The organism is Streptomyces sp. MAI_2237, from assembly GCF_054189285.1.
This window is the reverse complement of record NZ_JAJPGQ010000009.1, coordinates 1145618-1168057: the sequence shown is the minus strand read 5'-3', so window position 1 is coordinate 1168057 and position 22440 is coordinate 1145618. Positions and strand designations below refer to the sequence as shown.

Genomic DNA, 22440 nt, shown 5'->3' with positions numbered 1-22440 from the left:
ACCCCCGCTGGAGCCGCTCATGAGAAGACGCACCGTGCTCGCCACCGCCATACTTGCGGCCGTGGCAACACCGGGCACCGCGCGGGCCGCCGACCCCGGCCCCGCCGTCAGCAAGAAGGGCACCACCCAACTCGACGCCCAGGCGGTCTTCTTCGTCTCCTACGACGGCCTGGTCAACAACAACTCGTTCCAGAAGAACGGCCTGTTGACGTACAAGGGCTATCAGTACGCCGTCTGGTACACCTCGACCGGCAACGCCGTCGTCGGCCGTCGCGCGCTCACCGCGGGCAGCTGGTCGACGGTCACGCTGTCCCACGTCCTCAAGACCAGCGACTCGCACAACGTCATCTCCATGGGCGTCTCCAAGGTCGACGGCCGACTGCACCTGAACATGGACTCGCACAGCGACGGCTACTTCTACGTGAAGTCCGTCGCCGGGCTGATGGACAACCCGGCCACCACGGCCTGGACCTCGTCCGTGTTCGGCGCCGTCCAGACGTCCATGGACGGCCTCGCCCTCACCTCCCAGTTCACCTACCCGCAGTTCGTCTCCACCCCCGAGGGCAGGCTGCAGCTGAGCTACCGGGTCGGGATCTCCGGCAACGGCCGCAACGCCCTCGCCGAGTACGACGGTTCGAGCTGGAAAGCCCTGGGGGAGTGGTCCGCCTCCACGGGCACGTACACCAGCTCGCACGGCTCCTCCACCGCCCGCAACATGTACCTGCACGGCATCGGCTATGACGTCAATGGACGGCTGCACTCCTTCTTCACCTGGCGCGAGCAGAACGCGGCGGTGATGTGCAACAGCGGTGGCATCACCAACCACGACACCGGCTACGTCTACTCGACCGACCGCGGCCGCACCTGGCGCAACGACGTCGGCACTCTGGTCGCCACCACCGGCACCTCGGACACCGTCGCCGTCACCGAATCCGGCCTGGTCGTCGACTCCCTCAACCCCGACCACTCCCTGATGAACCAGGAGAGCCAGTGGACGGACTCCACCGGCCTCCCGCACGCGATCATCAGCTATGTCCCGGGCCGCTTCGGCCAGTGCACCACGAACTACGTCGCCGACCGCACCGCCGACGGCCGCGCCTTCCACGTCCGCAAGAACGCCTCGGGCGGTTGGCAGAAGACCGAGATCCCGGTCCCCCTGGGCTCCAGCCAGCGCACCAAGCTGGTCCTGGACAAGTACGACAACGCCTACGCGGTCTTCCCCTTCGGCCGGATCGCCGCCGCGTCGAAGGCCTCCGGGTACACCGACTGGACCCTGCTCCACGACGGCAGCGAGCTGAACGCCTTCGGCGAGGTCGTCATCGACGAGATGCGGGTCGGGTACGACAACGTCCTGTCGTTCATGTACCAGGAGAAGTCGAGCGGTACGACCCCCTCGGCACTCCATGTCGTCGACTTCGCACTGCCCGCGTGACCGGCGCCGATGTGCGGGGCGATGACGGTAATGTGAAGGTCCTCTTCCCGCCGCTCCGCGTTCTACTGGAGGTCCCTGCCTGATGGCCCAGTCGGTGGGTATCAAGGACGTCGCCCGTGCCGCCGGAGTCTCCGTCGGCACGGTGTCGAACGTGATCAACCGTCCGGACACGGTCGCCACGGAGACCCGGGCACGGGTGCAGTCCGCCATAGACCGGCTCGGCTACGTCCGCAGCGAGTCCGCGCGCCAGCTGCGCGCGGGCCGCAGCCGGATCATGGGGCTGCTCGTCCTCGACATGGGCAACCCGTTCTTCGTCGACGTCGCCCGCGGTGCCGAGCGCGCCGCCCGCGACGCCGGGCTCGGCGTGATGGTCTGCAACAGCGCGCAGAGCGCCGGCGAGGAGGCCGAGTACCTGTCGCTCTTCGCCGAGCAGCGGGTCCGGGGCGTACTGCTGACCCCCGCCGACGCGACCGGCCGGAACATCGAGACGTTCCGGCGGCACAACATCCCCTTCGTCCTCGTCGACCGGGTCGCCGAGGGCACCACCGAGTGCTCGGTGTCCGTCGACGACGTGGCGGGCGGCGCCCTGGCCGTGCGCCACCTCGTCGACGCCGGGCACCGCTCCATCGCGTACGTCAGCGGCCCGCCCGGCCTCAACCAGGTCCGCGACCGCCGTATCGGCGCGCTGAACGCCCTCGCCGAGGCCGGCCTCGGCCCGGACTGTCTGCGGGAGCTGCCCACCGAGCGGCTCGACGTGGCCGCCGGCCGGGACGCGGGCGCCCGCCTGCTGGGCCTGGCCGACCGGCCCACCGCCGTCTTCTGCGCCAACGACCTGCTCGCCCTCGGTGTCCTGCAGGCCATGTACGCCGCCGGCATAACGGTCCCCGACGACCTCGCCATCGTCGGCTACGACGACATCGAGTTCGCCGCCGCCGCGGCCGTCCCGCTCACCTCCGTACGGCAGCCCGCCGTCACCATGGGCGCCATGGCCGCGGAGCTGCTGCTGGAGGAGACGGAGGCCGAGACCGGCACGACCCGGCACGAACACCGGCGGGTCGTGCTCCAGCCGGAACTCGTGGTACGGCGCTCCAGTCTCTCCGCCCGCTGATCGACCGTTCAGTAAATTTCATGATCCCGGAGGTCGGCACGGGCGCGGTCATGTGGTGAAGTGGGACGCGGCCAGAAGACCGTCCGTCCCGGGAGACCCGTTGACCGCCACGTACCGCCAGCCCGGCGTCGTCCTCGCCGACCGCCGCTTCACCGTGCCCCTCGACCACGACGACCCGGCCGGGGAGACGATCGAGCTCTACGCCCGTGAGGTCGTCGCGAGCGAGAAGGCGGACCGGAACCTGCCGTGGCTGGTCTATCTCCAGGGCGGTCCCGGCTTCGGGGCCAACAGGTTCGTCGGCAGGCCGTCCTGGCTCGGCCGTGCCCTGAAGGAGTACCGCGTCCTCCTCCTCGACCAGCGCGGCACCGGCCACTCCACCCCCGCCAACCGGCAGACCCTGCCGCTGCGCGGCGGCCCCGCCGAACAGGCCGACTACCTCACCCACTTCCGCGCCGACTCCATCGTCCGCGACTGCGAGACCATCCGCCCGGCGGTCACCGGCGGCGCCACCTGGACCGTGCTCGGCCAGAGCTTCGGCGGCTTCTGCACCGTCAACTACCTCTCCCGCGCCCCCGAAGGCCTCACCGCGGCCCTGATCACCGGCGGCCTGCCCGCCCTCGACGCGCACGCCGACGACGTCTACCGCGCCGCCTACCCCCGCATCGAGCGCAAGGTCGCCGCGCACTACGCCCGCTACCCGCAGGACGTCGAACGCGCCCGCCGCATCGCCGACCACCTCCTCACCCACGACGTGACCCTGCCGAACGGCTACCGGCTCACCGCCGAGGCCTTCCAGTCCCTCGGCATCCTCCTGGGCGGCGGCGAGGGCACCCACCGCCTCCATCACCTCCTGGAGCACGCCTTCGTCCGTACCCCGCACGGCGCGGAGCTCTCCGACGCCTTCCAGGAGGACGTACAGGGCCTGCTGTCGTACGCCGGCCACCCCCTGTACGCCCTCGTCCACGAGGCGTGCTACGCCCAGGACGAGCGCCCCACCGCCTGGTCGGCCGAGCGCGTGCGCGCCGAGTTCCCGCAGTTCGACGCGGCCAAGGCGCTCGCCGGCGACGGCCCACTGCTGTTCACCGGCGAGTCGATCCACCCCTGGATGTTCGACTGCGACCCGGCGCTGCGGCCCCTGCGCGAGACGGCCGACCTGCTCGCGCGGCGCACGGACTGGCGCCCCCTCTACGACCCCGCCCGGCTCGCCGCCAACGACGTGCCGGTCGCGGCCGCCGTCTACCACGACGACATGTACGTCGACACGGCCCACGCCCTGCGGACGGCCCGCACGATCCGGGGCCTGCGCACCTGGGTGACCGACGAGTTCGAGCACGACGGCGTCCGCGCGGGCGGACAGCGCGTCCTGGACCGGCTGCTCGCCCTCGTCCACGACGAGGTGTGAGGCCGTGACCACGCACTAGTCTGCGCCCATGACCGAGCCGAAGATCACCCAGCTCCCGCCCCTGCCCGGCGACTGGCGGCGCGCGCTCGCCGTCGTGGCGCACCCGGACGACCTCGAGTACGGCTGCTCGGCGGCGATCGCCACCTGGACCGACGAGGGCCGCGAGGTCGCCTACCTGCTGGCGACCCGCGGCGAGGCGGGCATCGACACACTGGCGCCCGCCGAGTGCGGGCCGCTGCGGGAACGCGAACAGCGGGCGAGCGCCGCGGTGGTGGGGGTGTCGGAGGTGGAGTTCCTCGACCACCGGGACGGCGTGGTCGAGTACGGCGTCGCCCTGCGCCGGGACATCGCTGCGGCGATCCGCCGGCACCGGCCCGAGCTGGTGATCACCCTCAACCACCGGGACACCTGGGGCGGCGTCGCGTGGAACACGCCGGATCACGTGGCCGTCGGCCGGGCCACGCTGGACGCGGCCGCGGACGCCGGGAACCGGTGGATCTTCCCCGAGCTCGCCGAGCGGGGACTGGAGCCCTGGAACGGCGTCCGCTGGGTCGCCGTCGCCGGTTCGGCCTCACCCACGCACGCGGTCGACGCCACGGCCGGTCTGGAGCGGGCGGTGCGCTCCCTGCTCGAACACCGCACCTACATCGAGGCGTTGACCGACGAGGACCCCGAGACGTACGCCCGGGCCTTCCTGACGGAGAACGCCCAGCGGCTCGCGGAGCGGTTCGGCGGCAGGCCGGCCGTGGCGTTCGAGGTGTTCGCCCGGTAGCCCGCGCCGCGCGCGGGTCAGGCCGCCACGGCCAGCGGGCCGAGGACGCGGTGCGGGTCGACGACCCGCCCGTCCGGCAGCAGCTCACCGGTGTCGTCGAACACGATCGTTCCGTTGCACAGCAGGCTCCAGCCCTGTTCGGGATGGGACGACACGATCGCGGCGCCGTGATGGAGCGGGCTGTCCGCGGTGGGGCAGGGTGGCTGGTGGCTGCACATGGTCCGACTCCTCGATCCGTCCGGCTCCCGCCTGAAGGGGGTTCGTGTCCGTGGTACACGAGCTTGTTTTCGGTTGTATGAGGAGACCCCCACACCGCCGGAAACTCATCGGTGAGGTGCCCTCGCGACGGGCCCGGGCGCCTATCAAATGAGGTGCTTCCCGCCGGGTGTTCGGAGAGACTGGCCTGATGCCGGACGCAGAGGAACAGCAGTTGACCGGCGGCAACGCCAGCGCCGGTGTGGTCCGCGTCGGCGACACGGTGCGCCGGCCCGCGGGACCCTGGACGCCGTCGGTGCACGCCCTGCTCACGCATCTGCACGAGGCGGGCTTCCGGTCCGCGCCCCGCCCGCTCGGGATCGACGAGCGGGGCCGCGAGGTGCTGAGCTTCGTGCCGGGTGAGGTGGTCTGGCCGGACCGGTTCGCCCTGGTGGAGCCCGAGGCGGGACTGGTCCGGGTGGCGCGGCTGATCCGCGACTTCCACGACGCCGTACAGGACTTCCGGCCGCCCGAGGACGCGTGCTGGCAGGTGCTCATGCCCGCCGAGGGCGACGACATCATCGCCCATCAGGACCTGGCGCCCTGGAACCTCGTCGCCGGTGACGGCGGGTGGGCGTTCATCGACTGGGACACGGCGGCCCCCGGCTCCCGCCTCTGGGACGTCGCCTACGCCGTGCGCGGCTTCGTCCCGCTGTCCGCGCACCCCCACTGGCAGACCTCCGACGCCGCCGCCCGGCTGCGCCTGTTCGCCGACGCCTATGGCCTCGATGAGGCTGAACGGCGCCTGCTGGTACCGCTGTTGGGCCGCCGCACCCGCGCGATGCACGACTTCCTGCGGGAGCAGCACGCGCTGGGCAACCAGCCCTGGTTAAGGCTCTGGGCCGAGGGGCACGGCGACGCCTGGCGCGGGGACGCCGAGTACGTCGAGGTTCGCGAGGAGCAGTGGCTGCGCGCCCTGCTCTCCGGCTGAACCGCGGACCGTCGGCCGACAGGCCCCACCGACCCTCTTTCGATAAGGTGTGCGATATGCAAGAGGGGACCGTCGGCCGTGCCGACCTGCGCGGCGACTGCGCGAACTGCTTCGGACTGTGCTGTGTGGCCCTGCCCTTCGCGGCGTCCGCCGACTTCGCCCAGGACAAGGCGGCCGGCACCCCCTGCCCGAACCTCCGCGACGACCACCGCTGCGGCATCCACGCCCGCCTGCGCCAGGAGGGCTTCACCGGCTGCACGGTCTACGACTGCTTCGGCGCCGGCCAGCAGGTCTCGCAGGTCACCTTCGGCGGCCAGGACTGGCGCACGGGCCCGCGGGAGCGCGCCCGGCGGATGTTCGATGTGTTCCCGGTCGTCCGGCAACTGCACGAACTGCTCTGGTACCTCACCGAGGCCCTCGACCTGCCCGCCGCGCACCCGGTCCACGCCGACCTGCGCCGGGCCCTGGAGCGGACGCGGGAGCTCACCCGGCAGACCCCCGACGAGCTCGCCGCACTGGACGTCGGAGCCCACCGGCAGCAGGTCAACCTGCTTCTGCTCAAGACCAGCGAACTCGTCCGTGCGGGTGTGCGGGGCCGCAAGAAGGACCGCCGCGGGGCCGACCTCATGGGTGCCCGTCTCAAGGGCGCCGACCTGCGCGGCGCGAACCTGCGCGGCGCCTACCTCATCGCCGCCGACCTGACCGGCGCCGACCTGAGGTACGCGGACCTCATCGGCGCCGACCTGCGCGACGCCGACCTCTCCGACGCCGATCTGACCGGGGCGTTCTTCCTCACCCAGCCTCAGCTCACGGCGGCCCGGGGGAGCGCGGGCACCCGGCTGCCCGGTTCAGTCACGCGCCCCGCGCACTGGACAGCGCGGCTCTGACGGCGCCTCCTCGACGGCGTCCGCCGCACCGGCCGTGACCTCGGGCCGCTCCAGGTGCAGCCGCAGCCCGTCCGGCATCAGCGTCAGCCGCTCGGTCACCCGCAGCCGGTAGCCGGGGTCGGGGACGAACGCGTACCGGCGCAGCAGCAGCCCCAGCACCAGCGTCGCCTCGTGCAGCGCGAACTGGCGTCCGATGCACGCCCGCGCTCCCGTGCCGAAGGGCTTGAAGGTGTGCGCGGGGCGGGAGCGGACCGCCTTGGGGTCGAAGCGGTCCGGGTCGAAGCGCTCGGCGTCGGCGCCCCACGCGGCGGGATCGCGGTGCAGCATCGGCGTGAGCACCAGCGTCCAGGCGCCCCGCAGCATCGGGTGCCGGCCGGCCAGCAAGGTGTCCTCGACCGCCTCCCGGGCGTACGCCGGCGCCGTCGGCCACAGCCGCAGCGACTCGTCCAGGATCCGCCGTACATAGCGCAGCTTGGCCACCTGGTCGTACCCGGGCGCCGGGGTGTCGCCCCAGACGCGGTCGACCTCGGCGCGGGCGCGGGCCGCGATCTCGGGGTGGCGGGCCAGGTAGTAAAGGGCGAAGGAGAGGGCGCCCGAAGTGGTCTCGTGCCCCGCCACCAGGAAGGTGATGACCTGCCGGCGGACGTTCTCGGCCGACAGCCGCTCGCCCGTCTCGGGGTGGGCCGTCTCCAGCATCCGGTCCAGCAGGTCGCCGTCCCCGCCCGCCGCGCGCCGGGCGCGTACCACGTCGTCGACGGTGCGGTTGAGGTGGGCGATGTCCGCCTCGTTGCGCTGCGCGGCCCGCCGCAACAGGGCGGGGAACGGGACGGAGTTGAGCCGCTGGGCGTAGGTGAGGGTGCCCACCATCGCGGTGACGAAGGGGTGTGGCCGGTCCCGTTCGAAGGAGCCGAAGTCGTGGCCGAAGCCGGTCCGCGCGATGGTCTCCAGCGTCAGCTTGGTCATGTCGCCGGGCACGTCCACCGCCCGGCCCGCCGCCTGCTCGCGGTCCCAGTGGTCGGTCAGCCGCCCGGCCACGTCCAGCATCATCGGGTGGTAGGCCGCCATGGCCTCCCGGCTGAACCCCGGGGCCAGCACGTCGTGCGCCAGCTGCCAGTTGGGCTCGTGGTTGTACGCCGTGAACAGGCCGTCACCGGCCACCGGCCGCAGGTTGGCGACCCCGAGACCCACGTGCTTGGCGAACCGCGACTCGTCCGCGAGGTCGGCCACCAGATCGGCGCCCCAGACGAACACGAACTCCCGGTTGAACGCCTTGCGCCGGTAGATCGGCCCCAACTGGCGGGCGAAGCGCAGGGAGTCCTGGAGCGGGGTGGCCCGGTTGGCGCCCAGCACGTCCCCGAGCAGCGGGAGCCGGCGCGGCGGGTGCGGGATGCGATGCAGCTCCGGCCAGCCCTGCTCGGCGCTGCGGAAGCCGCCCGGCAGCGCCGGCCTCGTCCTGGTCTGCGCCCTCACACGATCTCCCTCGATCCAGCGGCAGTCGAGCCAGTTGTACGTGGGTTCAATAGCGCGCCCAGTCTGGTCCCGCTGTTGAATCGACGTCAAGTAAAGTGCGGGGATGGCCGCGAATCCGGGCGGGCGCACGCGCCGCCGACTGAGCACCGAGGAGCGCCGCGAGCAGCTGCTCTCCGTCGGGGCGCGGCTGTTCTCCGAGAATCCGTACGACGACGTATGGATCGAGCAGGTCGCCGAGATCGCCGGCGTCTCCCGCGGACTGCTCTACCACTACTTCCCGACCAAGCGGGACTTCTTCCTCGCGGTCGTCGAGCGGGAGAGCGAGCGGATGCTGCGGATGACCGAGCCGGTGGCGGGGGTGCCGGCCCGCGAGCAGCTCACCGCGAACCTGGACGTCTTCCTGGAATACGTCCACACCCACGCGCACGGGTTCCGTGCCTTCCATCGCGCGGACGCGGCGGGGGACCAGGCCGTACGGCGCGTCTACCAGCGGGCGCTCGGGGCGCAGGAGCGGCAGATCCTGGCGGCGCTGGCGCGCGACCCGGAACTCGGCCCGATCGCCGAGGCGCGCCCGGACCTCCGGCTCGCCGTCCGCGGCTGGCTGGCCTTCACCACGGCGGTCTGCCTGGAGTGGCTGCGCGGCTCGGAGCTGACGCGCGAGCAGGTGCGCGATCTGTGCGCCCGGGCGCTGCTCGGCGTCATCGCCGCCTGAACAGGGCTCTTCCTCACGCGAAGGCGGTGTTGGCGTACACCTCGATCTCCGATAGGTTAGGCAAGGCTTACCTTGGGAGGTCCTGGGAGGGGTGACAGGCACAGCTGGACCGCGGCGCCCGCCGCGGCGGAACGGGCCCGCTCGGTGCTGGCCGCGGCATGGTCCTGCGCGATCACCGCGGAAGGCGGACGCGAGGAGTTCGTCGGCGCGCACACGGTCGCCGAGGACGGCCGGGTGCTGGTCGGTGTGCCCGAGGACAGCGCGCTGCTCGCGACCGCGATCTTCGCACCCCGCGGGCAGCCGTCCGCCGTGCTGGAGTTCGCCGACGTGGCACCCGTCCCCGTCCGCGACCGCATCCGGGCCAGACTGTGGATGGCGGGGTCCTTCACCCCCGAGGGCGAGCGGCTGGCGTTCCGGCCGACGAGGATCGTGCTGCGGCAGCCCTCCGGAGCGGTGGTCGTCGACCTCGACGAGTTCGCCGCCGCCGCGCCCGATCCCCTGGCGCAGGCCGAGGCCCATCTGCTGACCCACCTCGCGGACTGCCACGCCGACGCGGTCGAGCGCCTGACGCGCCTCGTCGACCACGCCAGTCTGTACGGCGCGGTCCGCGTCCAGCCGCTCGCCGTCGACCGGCACGGCCTGACGCTGCGCATCGAACGCACCCGCGCCCACGGCGACGTACGCCTGCCGTTCCACACGCCCGCCGACGACGTCGCGCAGCTCACCGAGCGCATGCACGCCCTCCTCGGGCAGGCCGCTGCCGCCGCCTGCCCCCGGGCCCTACAGCGGCAGCGCACAGACCGCGACCGCTGAGGCGAACGGCTCGCCCGCCAGCCGAAGTTCACCGCTGCCGTCGTCCACGTGGAAGACGCTGACCGTGCCCGACTTCTGGTTCGCCGCGAACAGCAGCGCGCCGTCGGGGGAGAAGGCGATCTGGCGGGGGAAGTCACCGGCCACCGGCACCGTGCCGAGCAGCCGCAGCCGGGCACCGTCCCGCTCGATCGCGTACCGCGCGAGGGTGTTGTCGCCGCGGTTGGCGAGGAAGGCGTACGAGCCGTTCGCGGTGACCAGGATCTGTGCCGGGTAGTTGGTGCCCGCGCCCGATCCCGTCGACTGGGGCTCGCCGATCGTCAGACGGCCCGTGGACGGCTCGTACGCGCACACCGTGACCGTGTCGTCGACCTCGTTGGCCAGGTAGGCGTGGCGGCCGCCGGGATGGAAGGTGAGGTGCCGCGGACCGGCTCCCGGCTTCGCCGCGGCCCGCGCGACCTCGGTGAGCCTGCCGGTGCGCTCGTCCAGGCGGTAGCTGTAGACCGTGTCCGTGCCCAGGTCCACGGCGAGTACGTGACCGCCGTCGGGGCTCGTGATGAACTGGTGGGCGTGCGGACCCTGTTGACCGGGGCCGGGGGCCGGGCTGGAGTGCGTGACCAGGTCGGTGCGCTCGCCGAGCCCCCCCGAGCCGGTGATGGGGTGCACGGCCACGCTGCCCGAGCCGTAGTTGGCGCTCAGCAGCCAGCGGCCGCTCGGGTGCACCGACAGATGGCACGGGCCCGCCCCACCGGTGCTCCGGCTGCCGAGGACCGCGCGGTCGGCCAGGCGCACGGCGGTCACCGCGCCGGCGTCCCGCTCGTCGACCGCGTAGAGCGTGTGCGCGTCCGGGTGCACGGCGAGGTAGGACGGATCGGCGACCCCGGTCACCGTCCCGGTGCCGGTGACCCGGCCCGTCGACGGGTCGTAGGTGGCGAGCCCGATGCCCTTCCCGCCGCCCTCGACGCTCGTGTACGTGCCGAGGAAGAGGGGGCGGGGGCCGGTGGGCTCGGTCTTCGGGCTCGGGGTGGCCGCCGGCGCGGGGCGCGAGGGCGCCGAGGACGCCGAGGACGCCGAGGACGCCGGGCTGCTCCCGGCGTTCCCTGGCGCGCAGGCCGGCAGCGCCGTCACCGCACCGAGCCCGGCGAGGGCGCCGACGAAACGGCGCCTGCTCCAGCCGCCGCTCGCCGCCCGTGTCCCACTGCCCATGGCCCGCACCTCGCGTGATCGCCCGTCTCCGCCCGACAAGCCACCTTGACGCGAAGCCCCCATCACGTGCAAACAACGGCCCCACGTGTTGCACGCCCTGCAATGCCCGAGCACGGCGATCGGCCACCTCCGCCACGGGCGGTCCTGGCGTGTCCGTGAGGGACGTGCCGGCCGCGGCGAGTCCTGCCCGGCCCCGTGGTCACGACCTCCGACCACCGCCCGCCACCAGCGATGGCCTGTCCTGGCCGGGAGTGGGGCGCCGGGCCCAGGTGGGTGGCCTGTCCTGGCCGGGAGTGGGGCGCCGGGCCCAGGTGGGTGGCCTGTCCTGCCCGTGGGTGGGGCGGTGGGCACGGGTGGTGGCCTGTCCTGCCCGGGAGTGGGGCGCCGGGCAGAGGCCGTGATGGCCCGTCCGCCCGGACGCGCTGCCCGCCGCAGGCTCGTGGCCGACGAGGCGCCGGGGACTCCCTGGCAGCCGCCGTCCGGGTTGCGTCCCATGCGTCGCCGTCCGGGTTGCGTCCCATGCGTCGCCGTCCGGGTTGCGTCCCATGCATCGCCGTACGGGCTGGGCCCCCCGCGTCGCCGTACGGGCTGGGCCCCCCGCGTCGCCGTACGGGCTGGGCCCCCCGCATCACCGTCCGGGCTGGGCCCCCTGCATCGCCGTCCGGGCTGGGTCCCCCGAGTCACCGCCCGGCCGGGCCCCACCACTCACCGCCCCGCCCGGGTCCTACCAGTCGCCGTCCTCCACCGGCTTGCCCGGGGCGTCCTTCAGGGGGGTGATCTGGTGGGGGGACGGGGGCTGCCAGGGGGCGTGGTCGTCGCCCAGCCAGTCACCGACCGGCTTCACCGCCTCCAGCGTGTCGGTGGGGGAGAGGTCCTGGGCGTCCTGGTCGTAGTAGTCGTACCAGGGCAGGCCCGCGCGGGTGTAGGCGGCGCGGTCCACCGGTGACGGCGGGGGCGCCTCGCCGGTGATGCGGCGCCACTCCGGAGGCGTCACCAGGTGCACGAAGACCCGGCCGGCGGGCCGCTCGGACCAGTCGTCGAGCGGCCGGTCGTCCTGGTAGACCTCCTGCCGCATGGAGCCGCCGACGCCGAACCCCATGGCCGCCGCGGCCCGCGGTGCCCGCGCCGCGGCGGGAGCGGGGACGGCGCCCGGAGCGGGCGGTGCCGCCATGGGCATCGCCATTCCGTAGCCGCCGCCCGGCGCGGGACCCCGCTCCCGGTCGAGCTCCGCGCGGCGCCGTTCCGCCTCCCGCCATTCGGCCAGCTTCCCCTCGCGCAGCGGGAAGGACTGCAGCTGTACGCCGCCCCACACCTCCTCGCCGGTGACCTGGCCCTCGACGGTCGCGCCCAGGCCCAGCGGCACCGCCACGAACTGGCGGACGGTTCCCTTGCCCGAGTTGATCCCGTCCAGCCAGGGCTGGCGCGGCAGGACGACGTAGTTCTGCGGCTTGCGGGAGAGCCGGTCGCTCCACGGCCTGCCCGAGACGGCGCACACCTTGCCCACCCCCACCTGGAGGGCGGCCGGCTCGGTCGTGCCCGAGAAACTCAGCCACATCGCCTCGCGCAGGTACACCGGCAGCATCACCCCGCCGCGCGCACGCCACGCCTCGGGCGCCGTGTCCGGATAGTCCGCCACCCGCCGGACCGGGAACTCGCCCAGCCCGGGGGGCAGCGGATGCGTCCCCGTCTCGGGCAGCCGCAGGGTGCGCACGAAGCGCACCGCCACCCCGCCCGGCAGCCGCAAAGTGTTCCCGTCGATCCGCACGCCGCTGTCGGCCATCGGCCCGCCCCCTTCGTTCTCCGTTGCCGGAGACGTACGCGTCCCCGGTGACCACATCACCTGGAACGACGCCGGGCACCCCCGCGGTTCCGGCGCAGCACCTCCGGGACGCGCAGCCGGCCGGAGTCGCGCAGGCCCGCCCGCAGCCGGGTCAGCCGCGGCATGCGCTCGCGCTGCTCGCCGGAGGCCCGGTCCAGCTCCTCCAGCAGCCGTCGTGAGCGGTGCTCGGTGTCCATCTCGTCCAGGATGCGGTTGACCTCGGTCAGTACCGCGCCGTGCAGCTGCCAGCTGCGGGCGTCGCGCTGGACCTCCTCCAGCAGCAGCTGGGCCAGCTTGTCCCGGGTCGTCCCGGCCTGGCGCAGCTCCGCGGCCAGCCGCGCCTCGGCCGACTCGGCGCTGACGCTGACGCTGGTGGTGACCAGGACCGCGAAACTGACCACCGCGTCCGCGATCTCGGACAGCAGCCGCTCCACGGCGGCCCCCGTCTCGCGCGCGAACAGCGGCTCCGGATCGCGCTGCTTGGCGAGGTCGGTGAAGGTGCGGGCCAGCACCCGCAGCACCACCGTGCAGATCTCCAGCGTGTCCAGCCCGGTGCGCAGCACCACCCGGTGCAGCAGTCCCTCGCGCACGCGCGGATTGAGCCGCAGACTGTCCTCGGCCTGCCGCAGCGCCGCGTCCACCTCGACGATGTCGTGGTCCAGGCGGCGCGCCTCGTGCAGCCGCTCGGTCGCGTGCTCGACCGGGGTGCGCCCGGCGGCCTCCTCGCCCATGCGCAGCATCAGCTGCCGCACCCGCCGGGCCAGTCCCTCGATCGACTCGCCCGCCTCGTCCACCCACACGGGCGGCGCGAGGAGCAGATTGCAGGCCATGCCGACGACGGCGCCGATCAGCGTCTCCACGATCCGGGCCCAGGCCGTGTCGCCGACGGTCGTGACGCCGAGGACCAGCATGGCGCTGATCGCCACTTCGGGGACGTACTCCTCGACCCGCACCAGCCGCCCCACGGCCAGCGAGGCCACGATCAGCAGCGCGAGGCTCCACCAGGTCAGACCGACCAGCTGGCTGAAGGCGATGGCGACCAGGACACCGGCCACCACCGAGTTGACCCGGCGGATGCCGTTGGTGAGCGTGGCGTACAGGGTGACCTGGACGACCAGCAGCGCGGTGAGCGGCGCGGTCAGCGGGGCCGCCTCGGGACTCAGCCGCAGCGCGACGACGTAGGCCCCTGTCGCCGCGACGGCCGACCGGAGCGTCTGCACCACCACCGGGTCGCGGCGGCGCTTCACGTACCGGACGAGGGACGCCCTCCACTCACGTACATCAGGCACTACGGGCTGTTCCTCCACTGGCTCGCACACGTACGACGTTCGATCGCGGACCGTAACTGTCCGCAAGGACACCTAGATTGTTGGCAACGGCCGAGGGACGGCAAGAGGGAAGAACGGTGATGGCGGACACCCGGGACTTCGAGGTTCTCACACGTGCGCACCGCTATCTCGGCGATGTCGTCGCCGCGGTGCCCGAGTCGGCGTGGGGAGCGCCGACGCCATGCACCGAGTGGACCGTGCGTCAGGTCCTCAACCACGCCCGGATCGACCAGCAGGGCTACGGTCTCGCGCTCACCGGCGGCCGGCCGGACTCCGACCCGTTCCATCCGGCCGACGCCCTCGACGGCGACCCGGCGGCCGAGCTCGGCAAGGTGCTGGCCCAGGTCGCCGAGGCCTGTGCCGCGGTGCCCGCCGACGCCGAGCAGGTGCCGACGCCCCTCGGCCCGCTGTCCCCGCCGTTCGCCGCGGCGGCCGCCGCCATGGACGCGGCCGTGCACGCCTGGGACATCTCCGTCGCCACCGGCCAGGACCGCCCGTTGGCCGTGGAGCCGGCCGAGGGGATCTGGCCGGCGGCGGAGCGGCTCGTCGACCGTCTCCGGAACTCCTATCAGGTCTTCGCACCCGCCAGGCCGCTGCCGTACGAGCACGACCGGGCCGAGGCCATGCTGGCCTTCCTGGGCCGGGATCCGCACTGGACCCCGTGACCCGAGCGGGACACTGCCCGCCGGCAAATGAGTTGCGGACGCCCCCGCCGATGAGTGATCTCTTGGGCAGGACGTCAGCATCTACGAAGGGAAGCCGGTGGAATCGAGCGATCTCGCGACGGACCGGACACTGCGGGCGCTGCGGCACGTGGCCGCCGGCTCCTCCGGGCCGGCCGTGGGTCCCGAGCCGCGGATCACACTGAACTTCCATCCCGACCGCCTGACCGGCGGGCTGCCCCTCCTGCGGGCCCTGGCCCAGGACGGCGCCTACCACTCGCAGTTCGTCACCGGCACCAGCAACGGCGGCCTCACCGCGCACCCCGGCGGCGACCGCTGGCGCTGGGAGAGCCGGATCTTCGGCGGCGCCTACGACGACGCCGATCCGCACGAGCGGCCCGTGTACGGCGCGCTGAACTTCCGGCGCCAAGTGGTCGGCGCCGCCCCGCGGTTCGGCTCCTCGCACTTCCGGCTCACCGCCGACGCCCTGGAGCGGACCACCTTCTGCTATCCCGACAGCGCCGCCGAGCCGGCCGATTTCGGGGTCGCCGCCGGGATGTCGCTGATCGCGCTCGCCGAGGCCGACGAGCAGGACGCCCTCAACGACTACATCGAGGCGCAGGTCCACGGCGGCGTCCGGCTCGCCCGGCACGTCGAGGCGCTCGTCCTGGACGCGTGCTACCGCGGCACCGCCGTCGAGGCCGAGGCCCGCCGGTTGCCCTGCCCCGTCGAGTGGCACCCCGGCTACCGGCTCACGGTGGAAGAGCTGCGCGAGCACGCCGACTACCGGGGGCCCGAGTACGCCGCCCTCGGCGCCCGGATCGCCGAGGAGGGCCGGATCGACCCGCGGATCATCGGGGACGCCGCGCGCACCGGCCGTTACGAGCTGCAGGACCTGAAGATGGTGTGGCACACCCTCGCCCGTTTCGGCGCTCCGCAGGGCGCGGGCACCGCCTACGCCTCCGGCGGCCACACCCCGGGGGTGAGCACACCGGGCGCGTAGGCGCGCGCCACCAGCTCGGTGCGGTTCGACGCGCCCCAGCGTGCCTACAGCCGCCGCAGGTGGTACGTGACGCCGTCCGTGGCCAGCCCGGTCTCCCTGGCGGCCCGGGCGGTGGTCGCGCCCCCGGCCGGCAACGCCAGGATGCGGGCCTCGACGGGCGCGACGCGGGCCGGTTCCGGCGCCGCCGGCTCGCGGGTGCCCAGCCCGCGCAGCATCACGAGCAGCGCGGGCGTCTCCTCCACGGTGTCGCTGACCGGGTCGGCCGTCAGCTCGCCGAACCGCTCGGCCCCGCCCGGCGCCTCCCAGAGCACCGACACCTGGTACCGCGACCGGTGCCTGAGCCGCAGCGCCTCGGCGATCCGCTCCACCTGCGTGGCCTCCTGCGGCCGGAACAGCTCCAGTACGGGACGGCCGCGCAGCCGTCCCGGTGTCGTCCCGCACTCCGCCGCCCTCGCGGGGTCGGCGAGCAGGACGTCGCCGTAGACGTTCGCACACGGCGACGGGCACGGAGACCCGGTCGAAGAGCGTCAGGGCGATTGCGCCACACCACGGCCTCACCCCGGCCCTCTCGCACCCGTCGCACCCGTCACCCGACGCCCACCCGCGCCACCCCATCATGCGACGGTGACCGAGCCGGCCCGCGCCCTCACGGGACGCCGGACGAACCTGCCCGCGGTCCCTCGCTACACCGCCAGCCAGGCCGTGTGGTCGGGTGCCAGCACGCCGTCCTCGACGGGGCCGCTCGCCAGCAGCAGCGAGGTGTGCGCGGGCAGCCGGTACCCCTCTGAGGAGACGTTGACCGCGCACACGAACCCGGGCTCGCGGCCGAACACGAGTACGCCGGCCGGGGCGTCGAGCCACGTCAGGTCGCCGTCGCCGAGCGCGGGATGCTCGCGGCGCAGCCGCAGCGCGGCGCGGTACAGCTCCAGCATCGAGTGCTCGTCGCCCCGCTGCTCCGCCACCCCGCGGCCGGCCCAGGCCGCGGGCTGCGGCAGCCACGGTTCGGCCCGCGCGCCGTCCGGGCTGAAGCCGTACGGCGGGCTCGACCCGGACCACGGGATCGGCACCCGGCAGCCGTCCCGCCCGCGGTCGGTGTGCCCGGAGCGCTCCCAGACCGGGTCCTGGAGCACGGACTCCGGCAGGTCCTCCACCTCCGGCAGCCCCAGCTCCTCGCCCTGGTAGACGTAAGCGCCACCGGGCAGGGCGAGCATCAGCAGGGCGGCCGCGCGGGCCCGGAGGGTGCCGAGCTCCAGGTCGAGGGGGCCCTCGGGCCGGTAGGGCTCGTTCACCGTCCACCGCCGGGCGGCCTTGCGGCCGTAGCGGCTGGGGTGGCGTACGACGTCGTGGTTGGAGAGCACCCAGGTGGCCGGCGCGCCCACCGCGCCGAGCATGGCGAGGGAGTCGTCGATGACGGCGCGCAGGTCCTCGGCGTCCCAGCTCGACATCAGGAAGTCGAAGTTGAACGCCGTGTGCAGGCCGTTGGCGCGGACGTAGGCGGCGAGCCGCTCTGGGGTGTCCGCCCAGGCCTCGGCGACGAACGAGCGGTCGCCCGGGAACTCGTCGGCCACCCGGCGCCAGGACCGGTAGATGTCGTGCACCTCGTCACGGTCCCAGTGCGGGTGGTCCATATGCCGCCGCGGTCCCCGCTCCTGGACGGGCGGCGGCAGGTCGGGCAGCTCCGGGTGCTTGATCAGCCCGTGCGCGACGTCGATCCGGAAGCCGTCCACGCCGCGGCTGAACCAGAACCTCAGGATCGACTCGAACTCGGCGCGCACCTCAGGGTGCTGCCAGTTCAGGTCGGGCTGCTCGGGGGCGAACAGATGCAGGTACCACTCCCCGTCGGGCAGCCGGGTCCAGGCCGGGCCGCCGAAGCAGGAGACCCAGTCGTTGGGCGGCTCGGCGCCGTCGGGCCCGCGGCCCGGCCGGAAGACGTAGCGCTCCCGCTCCGGGCTGCCCGGTCCCGCCGCCAGCGCGGCCCGGAACCAGGCGTGCTGGTCGGAGGTGTGGTTGGGCACGATGTCGGGGATGACGCGGATGCCGTGCGCGTGCGCTTCCTCGATGAGGCGCTCGGCCTCCTCCAGCGTGCCGAACAGCGGGTCGATCTCGCGGTAGTCGGCGACGTCGTAGCCGTGGTCGGCCATCGGCGACCGGTACCAGGGGTTGATCCAGACGGCGTCGACGCCGAGCCACTTCAGATACGGCAGCCGGGAGCGGATGCCGGCGATGTCGCCGACACCGTCGCCGTTCCCGTCGGCGAAGCTGCGGATGTAGACCTGATAGATGACGGCATCGCGCCACCAAGGTACGGCGGAGGTGGACATTCGGTGCGTGCTCCTCGGTCGTGACAACGCTTGCAAGCCTGAACGGTCCCGGCTCGGACCGTCAATGCGTTACGGGTGAGTAATGCCCTGGCAGCGCTGTCACGAATCGCGTACACCTGTGCTAGCGTCCGCCCATGCCGCCCGCCCGACGGCACCCCACGATGGCCGACGTCGCCGAACGCGCCGGGGTCTCCGTCTCCACCGTCTCGCGCACTCTGCGTGGGCTGTCGAACGTCTCGCCCGACGTGCGCGCCCGGGTCGAGAAGGCCGCCCGCGCGCTGAACTTCGCCGTCTCCCGGCACGCCTCCAGCCTCGTGACGGGCCGGACCGGGGTCGTCGCGGCGCTCGTGCCCACCCTGGACTCGTGGTTCATGGGCTCGGCCCTGTCCGCCCTCGGCCCCCTGCTGCGGGCCGCGGACCTGGAACTGACCGTCTACGTCACCCCGGACCTCGCCGAACGCGCCGCGTTCTTCGAGCGGTTGCCGGCCCGGCGCAACGCCGACGCCCTGCTGGTGTTCTGCTTCGACCTCACCGAGCAGGAGAGCGCGCGCCTGGACGACCTCGGCATGCCCGTCGTCTACGTCAGCCAGCACGCCGACGGGCGGCCGAGCGTGTACGTCGACGACGGCGCCGCGGCCGAGGCCGGCACCCGGCACCTGCTCCACCTCGGGCACCGTCGCATCGCCTTCGTGCAGAGCGCGGGCCCCACCGGCTTCTCCTTCAGCTCCCACGAACGGCTCCTCGGCCACCGGCGCGCGCTCACCGAGGCGGGCGTCCCCCTCGACGACTCCCTGGTGGTGGCCGCGCCGGCCGCGGACCGGCGCACCGTCGCCGAGGCCCTGGGGGTGCTGCTCGGCCTGCGCGAGCCGCCCACCGCGGTCTTCGCCGAGCAGGACGAACTCGCCGTCTCCCTGATCTGGACCCTGCGCAGGTCCAGGATCGAGGTGCCCGAGCGGATGTCCGTCCTCGGCTTCGACGACCATCCGGTCGCCGAGCTGTTCGAGCTGACGACGGTGGCGCAGTCGCCCGCCGACATGGGCCGGGAGGCGGGCGAACTGGTCCTGGGCCTGATCTCCGACCCCGACGCCGACCCCGCCCGGCACGTCCTGCTGCCGACCCGCCTCATCCCCCGCGGCAGCACCGCCCCGGCACCTGGCGAGGACACCGACTGACGTCCCGCACAGGGCCTTTGGTGAGGTCTTGACTCCATGATTCGGCTGGCAGCCCTCGCCGCGGCCACCCCCTGCCCCCCGAACGGGCCCGCCGGAGCCGTGTCGCTGCGCCCCGCCTTCAGCACCGCGGGCACCTTCGTGCAGCACCGCGTCGGCGCCGAGGCCGGTGAGGTCTGGGAGCTGCTCGCCGCGGGGGCCCGGGTGTACGTCTGTGGCGACGGTTCGAAAATGGCGCCCGGCGTGCGGGAGGCGTTCCGTACGCTGTACCGGCGCCACGTGCCGGGCGCGGACGACGCGGCGGCCGTGGAGTGGCTCGACGCGCTGATCGCGGACGGCCGTTACGTCGAGGGCGTGTACGCGGCCGGCTGACCGAGGGGAGAGGTGGGCGTACGGTGGTGGACTCCCGTACGGTGGTGGACTCCTGGGAACGGGCCCGGCGCATCCTCCAGGACGCGGGCATCCCTCCCGGGCGGCTGGCCGGCCTGCGCCCCCTCACCGGCGGGACCTACAACACCGTCGAGGAACTCACCCTCACCGACGGCGGCCGCCATGTGCTCAAGGCCGCGCCGGACGCCCCGGGGCTGAGCCACGAGAAGCGGCTCCTCGTCTCCGAGGCGAAGTTCTACCGCGGTGCCCAGGCGGCCGGGGTGCCGGCGCCCCGCCTGCTCGCGCTGGACGAGGACGGCGGCGTCCTGCTGATGACCGCATCGCCCGGCGACCCCTGGGACGCCTCGCTCACCGAGATCGAACAGACCCTGCTGCGGCGGGAGTTGGGGCGGCACGTGGCCGCCCTGCACCGGATCACCGGACCTGCGTTCGGCTATCCCTCCGGCGCGCTCGGCCCCCTGGCCGCGGGCTGGCGGACCGCCTTCACCGGGATGCTCGACGCCGTCCTCGACGACGCCCGCCGCTTCGGCGCCCGGCTGCCGAGGCCCGTAGACGAGGTGGCCCGCACGCTCGGCGCGGCGTACGACGCGCTCGACGAGGTCACCGTCCCGGCCCTCGTCCACTTCGACCTGTGGGACGGCAACATCCTCGTGGACCGCTCGGCCGGCTCCGCGCGGGTCGGGGGTCTCATCGACGGCGAGCGCATGTTCTGGGGCGATCCGCTGGCCGAGTTCGTCTCCCTGGCCCTGCTCGGGGACATCAGGAAGGACGAGGCGTTCCTGGCGGGCTACCGGGAGGCCGGCGGACGGGCCGAGTTCGACACCCCGGCGCTGCTCCGCCTCGCCCTCTACCGCGCCTATCTCTACCTGATCATGATGGTCGAAACCGTGCCGCGGGCGATGGGGGAGGACCACGTCCGGTGGCGGGAGAAGGCGGTCGCGCCGGAGCTCGTCGCGGCCCTGGACACCATCCGGGAACACGCCTCTTAGCTCACATCGTGAACTAAGGGTTGGAGGAATGTCGCGCCGAACCCGCCCGCAGAGGTATGTTGCAGGTCGGCAGGGTTCGGAAGGAGCCATATGGCGGGGCGGAACGGGCGCACCGTGCGCGACCTCAGGCGGGCGAACCGCACGGCGGTGCTGCAACGGCTCTACTTCGACGGACCCCTCAGCCGCTTCGAGCTCGGTCCGGCGACCGGGCTGAGCTCCGGCTCGGTCAGCAACGTCGTCGCCGACCTCGTCGCCGACGGCCTGGTCGAGGAGGCCGGCAGCGTCGACTCCGACGGCGGCCGCCCCCGCACCCTGCTGCGGGTGGCCCCCGGCGCCGGTCACATGATCGGCGTCGACGTCGGCGAGACCCGCGTCCGCGTCGAGCTGTTCGACCTCACCCTCACCGAACTCGCCCGCGCCGAAAGGCCGCTGGAGCAGCAGCGGTACGAGGTCGAGGTCATCGTCGGACACATCCGCGACGGGATCGCCGAGGTGCTGGACGAGGCAGGCATCCCGCCCGAACAGCTTCTCGGCGTCGGCATCGGCGTCCCCGGCATCGTCGAGCGCACCCCGGACCGCGGCGCCGTCGTGCACGGCCAGACCATCGGCTGGGACGCGGTCCCGCTGGAGTCCCTGCTGCGGACCACTTCCCGGCTGCCGGACTCCGTGCGCTACTTCATCGACAACGGCGCCAAGACCCTCGGTCAGGCCGAGATGTGGTTCGGCGCCGGACGCGGGGCGCGCAACGCCATCGTCGTGCTGTTCGGTTCCGGCGTCGGCGCGTGCCTGGTCACGCCCGAGGTGGAACACGGGCGCGCCGTCGAGTGGGGGCATCTGACCGTACGGGTCAGGGGGCGCCGCTGCCGGTGCGGTGCGCTCGGCTGCCTGGAGGCGTACGCGGGAGCGGAGTCCCTGCTGGAGCGCTGGCGCGAGGAGGGGGGACGGCCGCCGGAGGGTGCCGACGAGGAGACGGCGCTGTCCGCGATGCTGGCCGCCGCCTATCCCTCCGGGGGCGGGACGGCCGACCCCGTGGCGCTCGGTGTGCTGGAGGAGACCGCCGAGTACCTGGGCGCCGGTCTGTCCGATCTGATCAACCTCTTCCAGCCCGAGCGCATTCTGATCGGCGGCTGGGGCGGGCTTCAGCTCGGCGCGCGGTTCCTGCCCGCCGTGCGGCGGTACGCGACCTCGTACGCCCTGCGCTACCCGGCCGAGAAGGTCGCCATCGAGCTGGGGCGGCTGGGGCCGGACGCGGTGACCGTCGGGGCGGCGATCCTGCCGCTGGCCGACTTCTTCGGCCGGGGCGGGCGCCGGCTGGAACCGGCGGCCGAAGGGCCCGTGCCGGCGTGGCAGACGGCGCTGGAGGAGCGGGCCCCGCGGTAAGGGGAGGGCTGGGGGTCCTTCAGCCGCTGCGGCCGTGTTGTGGCTGGTCGCGCCGTTCCCCGCGCCCCTTGCGGGGCGCCTCACGGCCCCATGTTTCGCCGGTCACCGCCGGAGGTACTCGCGTGTCGCTCGACGACGCGAAAGGAGTGCGCCGTGGCGGATCGACACCGTACGGGACAGGACGGCGAGCCCGTGCCGAGGGACCTGCCGGATCAGCAGGTCATCGAGGGCGAGGACCCACTGGACGTGCCCATACCCGCCGCGGACGCGGATGAGTCCGGCTCCGGTGTGCCCGACACCGACGAGGCCGGCACCGGCCGTCAGGGTGAGCCGCGGTCCGCGACCGTGCATCCCGAACACCCCGAACCGGACGAGTCCTCCGCCTGACAGGGAG

The 22440-nt window shown here is 73.5% G+C and carries 20 protein-coding genes and 2 pseudogenes; 15 read left to right on the top strand and 7 right to left on the bottom strand.

The window, feature by feature from the left end; genetic code table 11:
* Nucleotides 1-19 precede the first annotated feature (19 nt).
* From LN251_RS40705 to LN251_RS40690, 4 genes are all read left to right on the top strand, one after another.
* On the top strand, nt 20-1432 hold the full coding sequence (locus tag LN251_RS40705; RefSeq protein WP_458249162.1) for a BNR repeat-containing protein: 1413 nt from the start codon (nt 20-22) through the stop codon (nt 1430-1432).
* Nucleotides 1433-1514: 82 nt separating this feature from the next.
* Complete coding sequence (locus LN251_RS40700; RefSeq protein WP_458249161.1) at nt 1515-2540, top strand: LacI family DNA-binding transcriptional regulator; 1026 nt, start codon at nt 1515-1517, stop codon at nt 2538-2540.
* Nucleotides 2541-2640: 100 nt separating this feature from the next.
* Complete coding sequence (locus LN251_RS40695; protein ID WP_458249160.1) at nt 2641-3942, top strand: alpha/beta fold hydrolase; 1302 nt, start codon at nt 2641-2643, stop codon at nt 3940-3942.
* A gap of 28 nt (nt 3943-3970) precedes the next feature.
* Entirely contained in the window at nt 3971-4714 is a 744-nt protein-coding gene (locus tag LN251_RS40690) for a PIG-L deacetylase family protein (protein ID WP_458249159.1), read from the top strand.
* Between the two features lie 17 nt (nt 4715-4731).
* Here LN251_RS40690 and LN251_RS40685 read toward each other — a convergent pair whose 3' ends face one another.
* Nucleotides 4732-4932: a DUF5999 family protein gene (locus LN251_RS40685; RefSeq protein WP_458249158.1), complete on the bottom strand. Its 201-nt coding sequence runs from the start codon at nt 4930-4932 to the stop codon at nt 4732-4734.
* 188 nt (nt 4933-5120) lie between these two features.
* Here LN251_RS40685 and LN251_RS40680 point away from each other — a divergent pair, with 188 nt between their 5' ends.
* Together LN251_RS40680 and LN251_RS40675 are read left to right on the top strand one after the other, a co-directional pair.
* Nucleotides 5121-5900 (top strand): phosphotransferase enzyme family protein, encoded by a 780-nt coding sequence (locus tag LN251_RS40680; protein WP_458249157.1) that lies wholly within the window; start codon nt 5121-5123, stop codon nt 5898-5900.
* Nucleotides 5901-5956: 56 nt separating this feature from the next.
* The gene (locus tag LN251_RS40675; protein ID WP_458249156.1) at nt 5957-6787 is read left to right on the top strand and encodes a pentapeptide repeat-containing protein; all 831 of its coding nucleotides are present in this window, start codon (nt 5957-5959) and stop codon (nt 6785-6787) included.
* On the opposite strand, the gene LN251_RS40670 is transcribed toward LN251_RS40675, so the two are convergent.
* The gene (locus tag LN251_RS40670; protein ID WP_458249155.1) at nt 6749-8257 is read right to left on the bottom strand and encodes a cytochrome P450; all 1509 of its coding nucleotides are present in this window, start codon (nt 8255-8257) and stop codon (nt 6749-6751) included. The genes LN251_RS40675 and LN251_RS40670 overlap by 39 nt on opposite strands.
* Nucleotides 8258-8360: 103 nt before the next feature.
* Between LN251_RS40670 and LN251_RS40665 the strand changes: the two genes are divergently transcribed.
* Nucleotides 8361-8969: a TetR/AcrR family transcriptional regulator gene (locus LN251_RS40665; protein ID WP_458249154.1), complete on the top strand. Its 609-nt coding sequence runs from the start codon at nt 8361-8363 to the stop codon at nt 8967-8969.
* 72 nt (nt 8970-9041) lie between these two features.
* Nucleotides 9042-9782, top strand: coding sequence for a DUF2470 domain-containing protein (locus LN251_RS40660; protein WP_458249153.1), 741 nt, complete (start codon nt 9042-9044; stop codon nt 9780-9782).
* Here LN251_RS40660 and LN251_RS40655 read toward each other — a convergent pair.
* The 3 genes from LN251_RS40655 to LN251_RS40645 all read right to left on the bottom strand — a co-directional run bounded on the left by LN251_RS40655 (nt 9750) and on the right by LN251_RS40645 (nt 14093).
* Nucleotides 9750-10985, bottom strand: a complete 1236-nt coding sequence (locus LN251_RS40655; protein WP_458249152.1) for a lactonase family protein — start codon at nt 10983-10985, stop codon at nt 9750-9752. The two genes, LN251_RS40660 and LN251_RS40655, sit on opposite strands and share 33 nt — an antisense overlap.
* A 724-nt stretch (nt 10986-11709) precedes the next feature.
* Complete coding sequence (locus LN251_RS40650; protein ID WP_458249151.1) at nt 11710-12765, bottom strand: hypothetical protein; 1056 nt, start codon at nt 12763-12765, stop codon at nt 11710-11712.
* Nucleotides 12766-12821: 56 nt separating this feature from the next.
* Nucleotides 12822-14093: an FUSC family protein gene (locus LN251_RS40645; RefSeq protein ID WP_458249150.1), complete on the bottom strand. Its 1272-nt coding sequence runs from the start codon at nt 14091-14093 to the stop codon at nt 12822-12824.
* 119 nt (nt 14094-14212) lie between these two features.
* Here LN251_RS40645 and LN251_RS40640 point away from each other — a divergent pair, with 119 nt between their 5' ends.
* Nucleotides 14213-14797: a TIGR03086 family metal-binding protein gene (locus LN251_RS40640; protein ID WP_458249149.1), complete on the top strand. Its 585-nt coding sequence runs from the start codon at nt 14213-14215 to the stop codon at nt 14795-14797.
* Nucleotides 14798-14894: 97 nt separating this feature from the next.
* A complete protein-coding gene (locus LN251_RS40635; protein WP_458249148.1) occupies nt 14895-15797 on the top strand; it encodes a DUF3626 domain-containing protein in 903 nt (300 codons plus the stop codon).
* Here LN251_RS40635 and LN251_RS40630 read toward each other — a convergent pair.
* Nucleotides 15749-16371: pseudogene (locus LN251_RS40630) on the bottom strand (PAS domain-containing protein). The gene LN251_RS40635 and the pseudogene LN251_RS40630 overlap by 49 nt on opposite strands.
* 109 nt (nt 16372-16480) lie before the next feature.
* A complete protein-coding gene (locus LN251_RS40625) occupies nt 16481-18118 on the bottom strand; it encodes a glycoside hydrolase family 13 protein (RefSeq protein WP_458249147.1) in 1638 nt (545 codons plus the stop codon).
* 134 nt (nt 18119-18252) lie between these two features.
* Between LN251_RS40625 and LN251_RS40620 the strand changes: the two genes are divergently transcribed.
* From LN251_RS40620 to LN251_RS40600, 5 genes and pseudogenes are all read left to right on the top strand, one after another.
* Nucleotides 18253-19290 (top strand): LacI family DNA-binding transcriptional regulator, encoded by a 1038-nt coding sequence (locus LN251_RS40620; protein ID WP_458249146.1) that lies wholly within the window; start codon nt 18253-18255, stop codon nt 19288-19290.
* 90 nt (nt 19291-19380) lie between these two features.
* A pseudogene (locus LN251_RS40615) lies at nt 19381-19659 on the top strand (hypothetical protein); the annotation flags it as partial.
* Nucleotides 19660-19700: 41 nt separating this feature from the next.
* Nucleotides 19701-20666, top strand: coding sequence for a phosphotransferase family protein (locus tag LN251_RS40610; RefSeq protein WP_458249537.1), 966 nt, complete (start codon nt 19701-19703; stop codon nt 20664-20666).
* Nucleotides 20667-20756: 90 nt separating this feature from the next.
* Nucleotides 20757-22046: an ROK family protein gene (locus tag LN251_RS40605; protein ID WP_450711634.1), complete on the top strand. Its 1290-nt coding sequence runs from the start codon at nt 20757-20759 to the stop codon at nt 22044-22046.
* Nucleotides 22047-22199: 153 nt separating this feature from the next.
* Nucleotides 22200-22433, top strand: coding sequence for a hypothetical protein (locus tag LN251_RS40600; protein WP_458249145.1), 234 nt, complete (start codon nt 22200-22202; stop codon nt 22431-22433).
* Nucleotides 22434-22440: the final 7 nt, after the last annotated feature.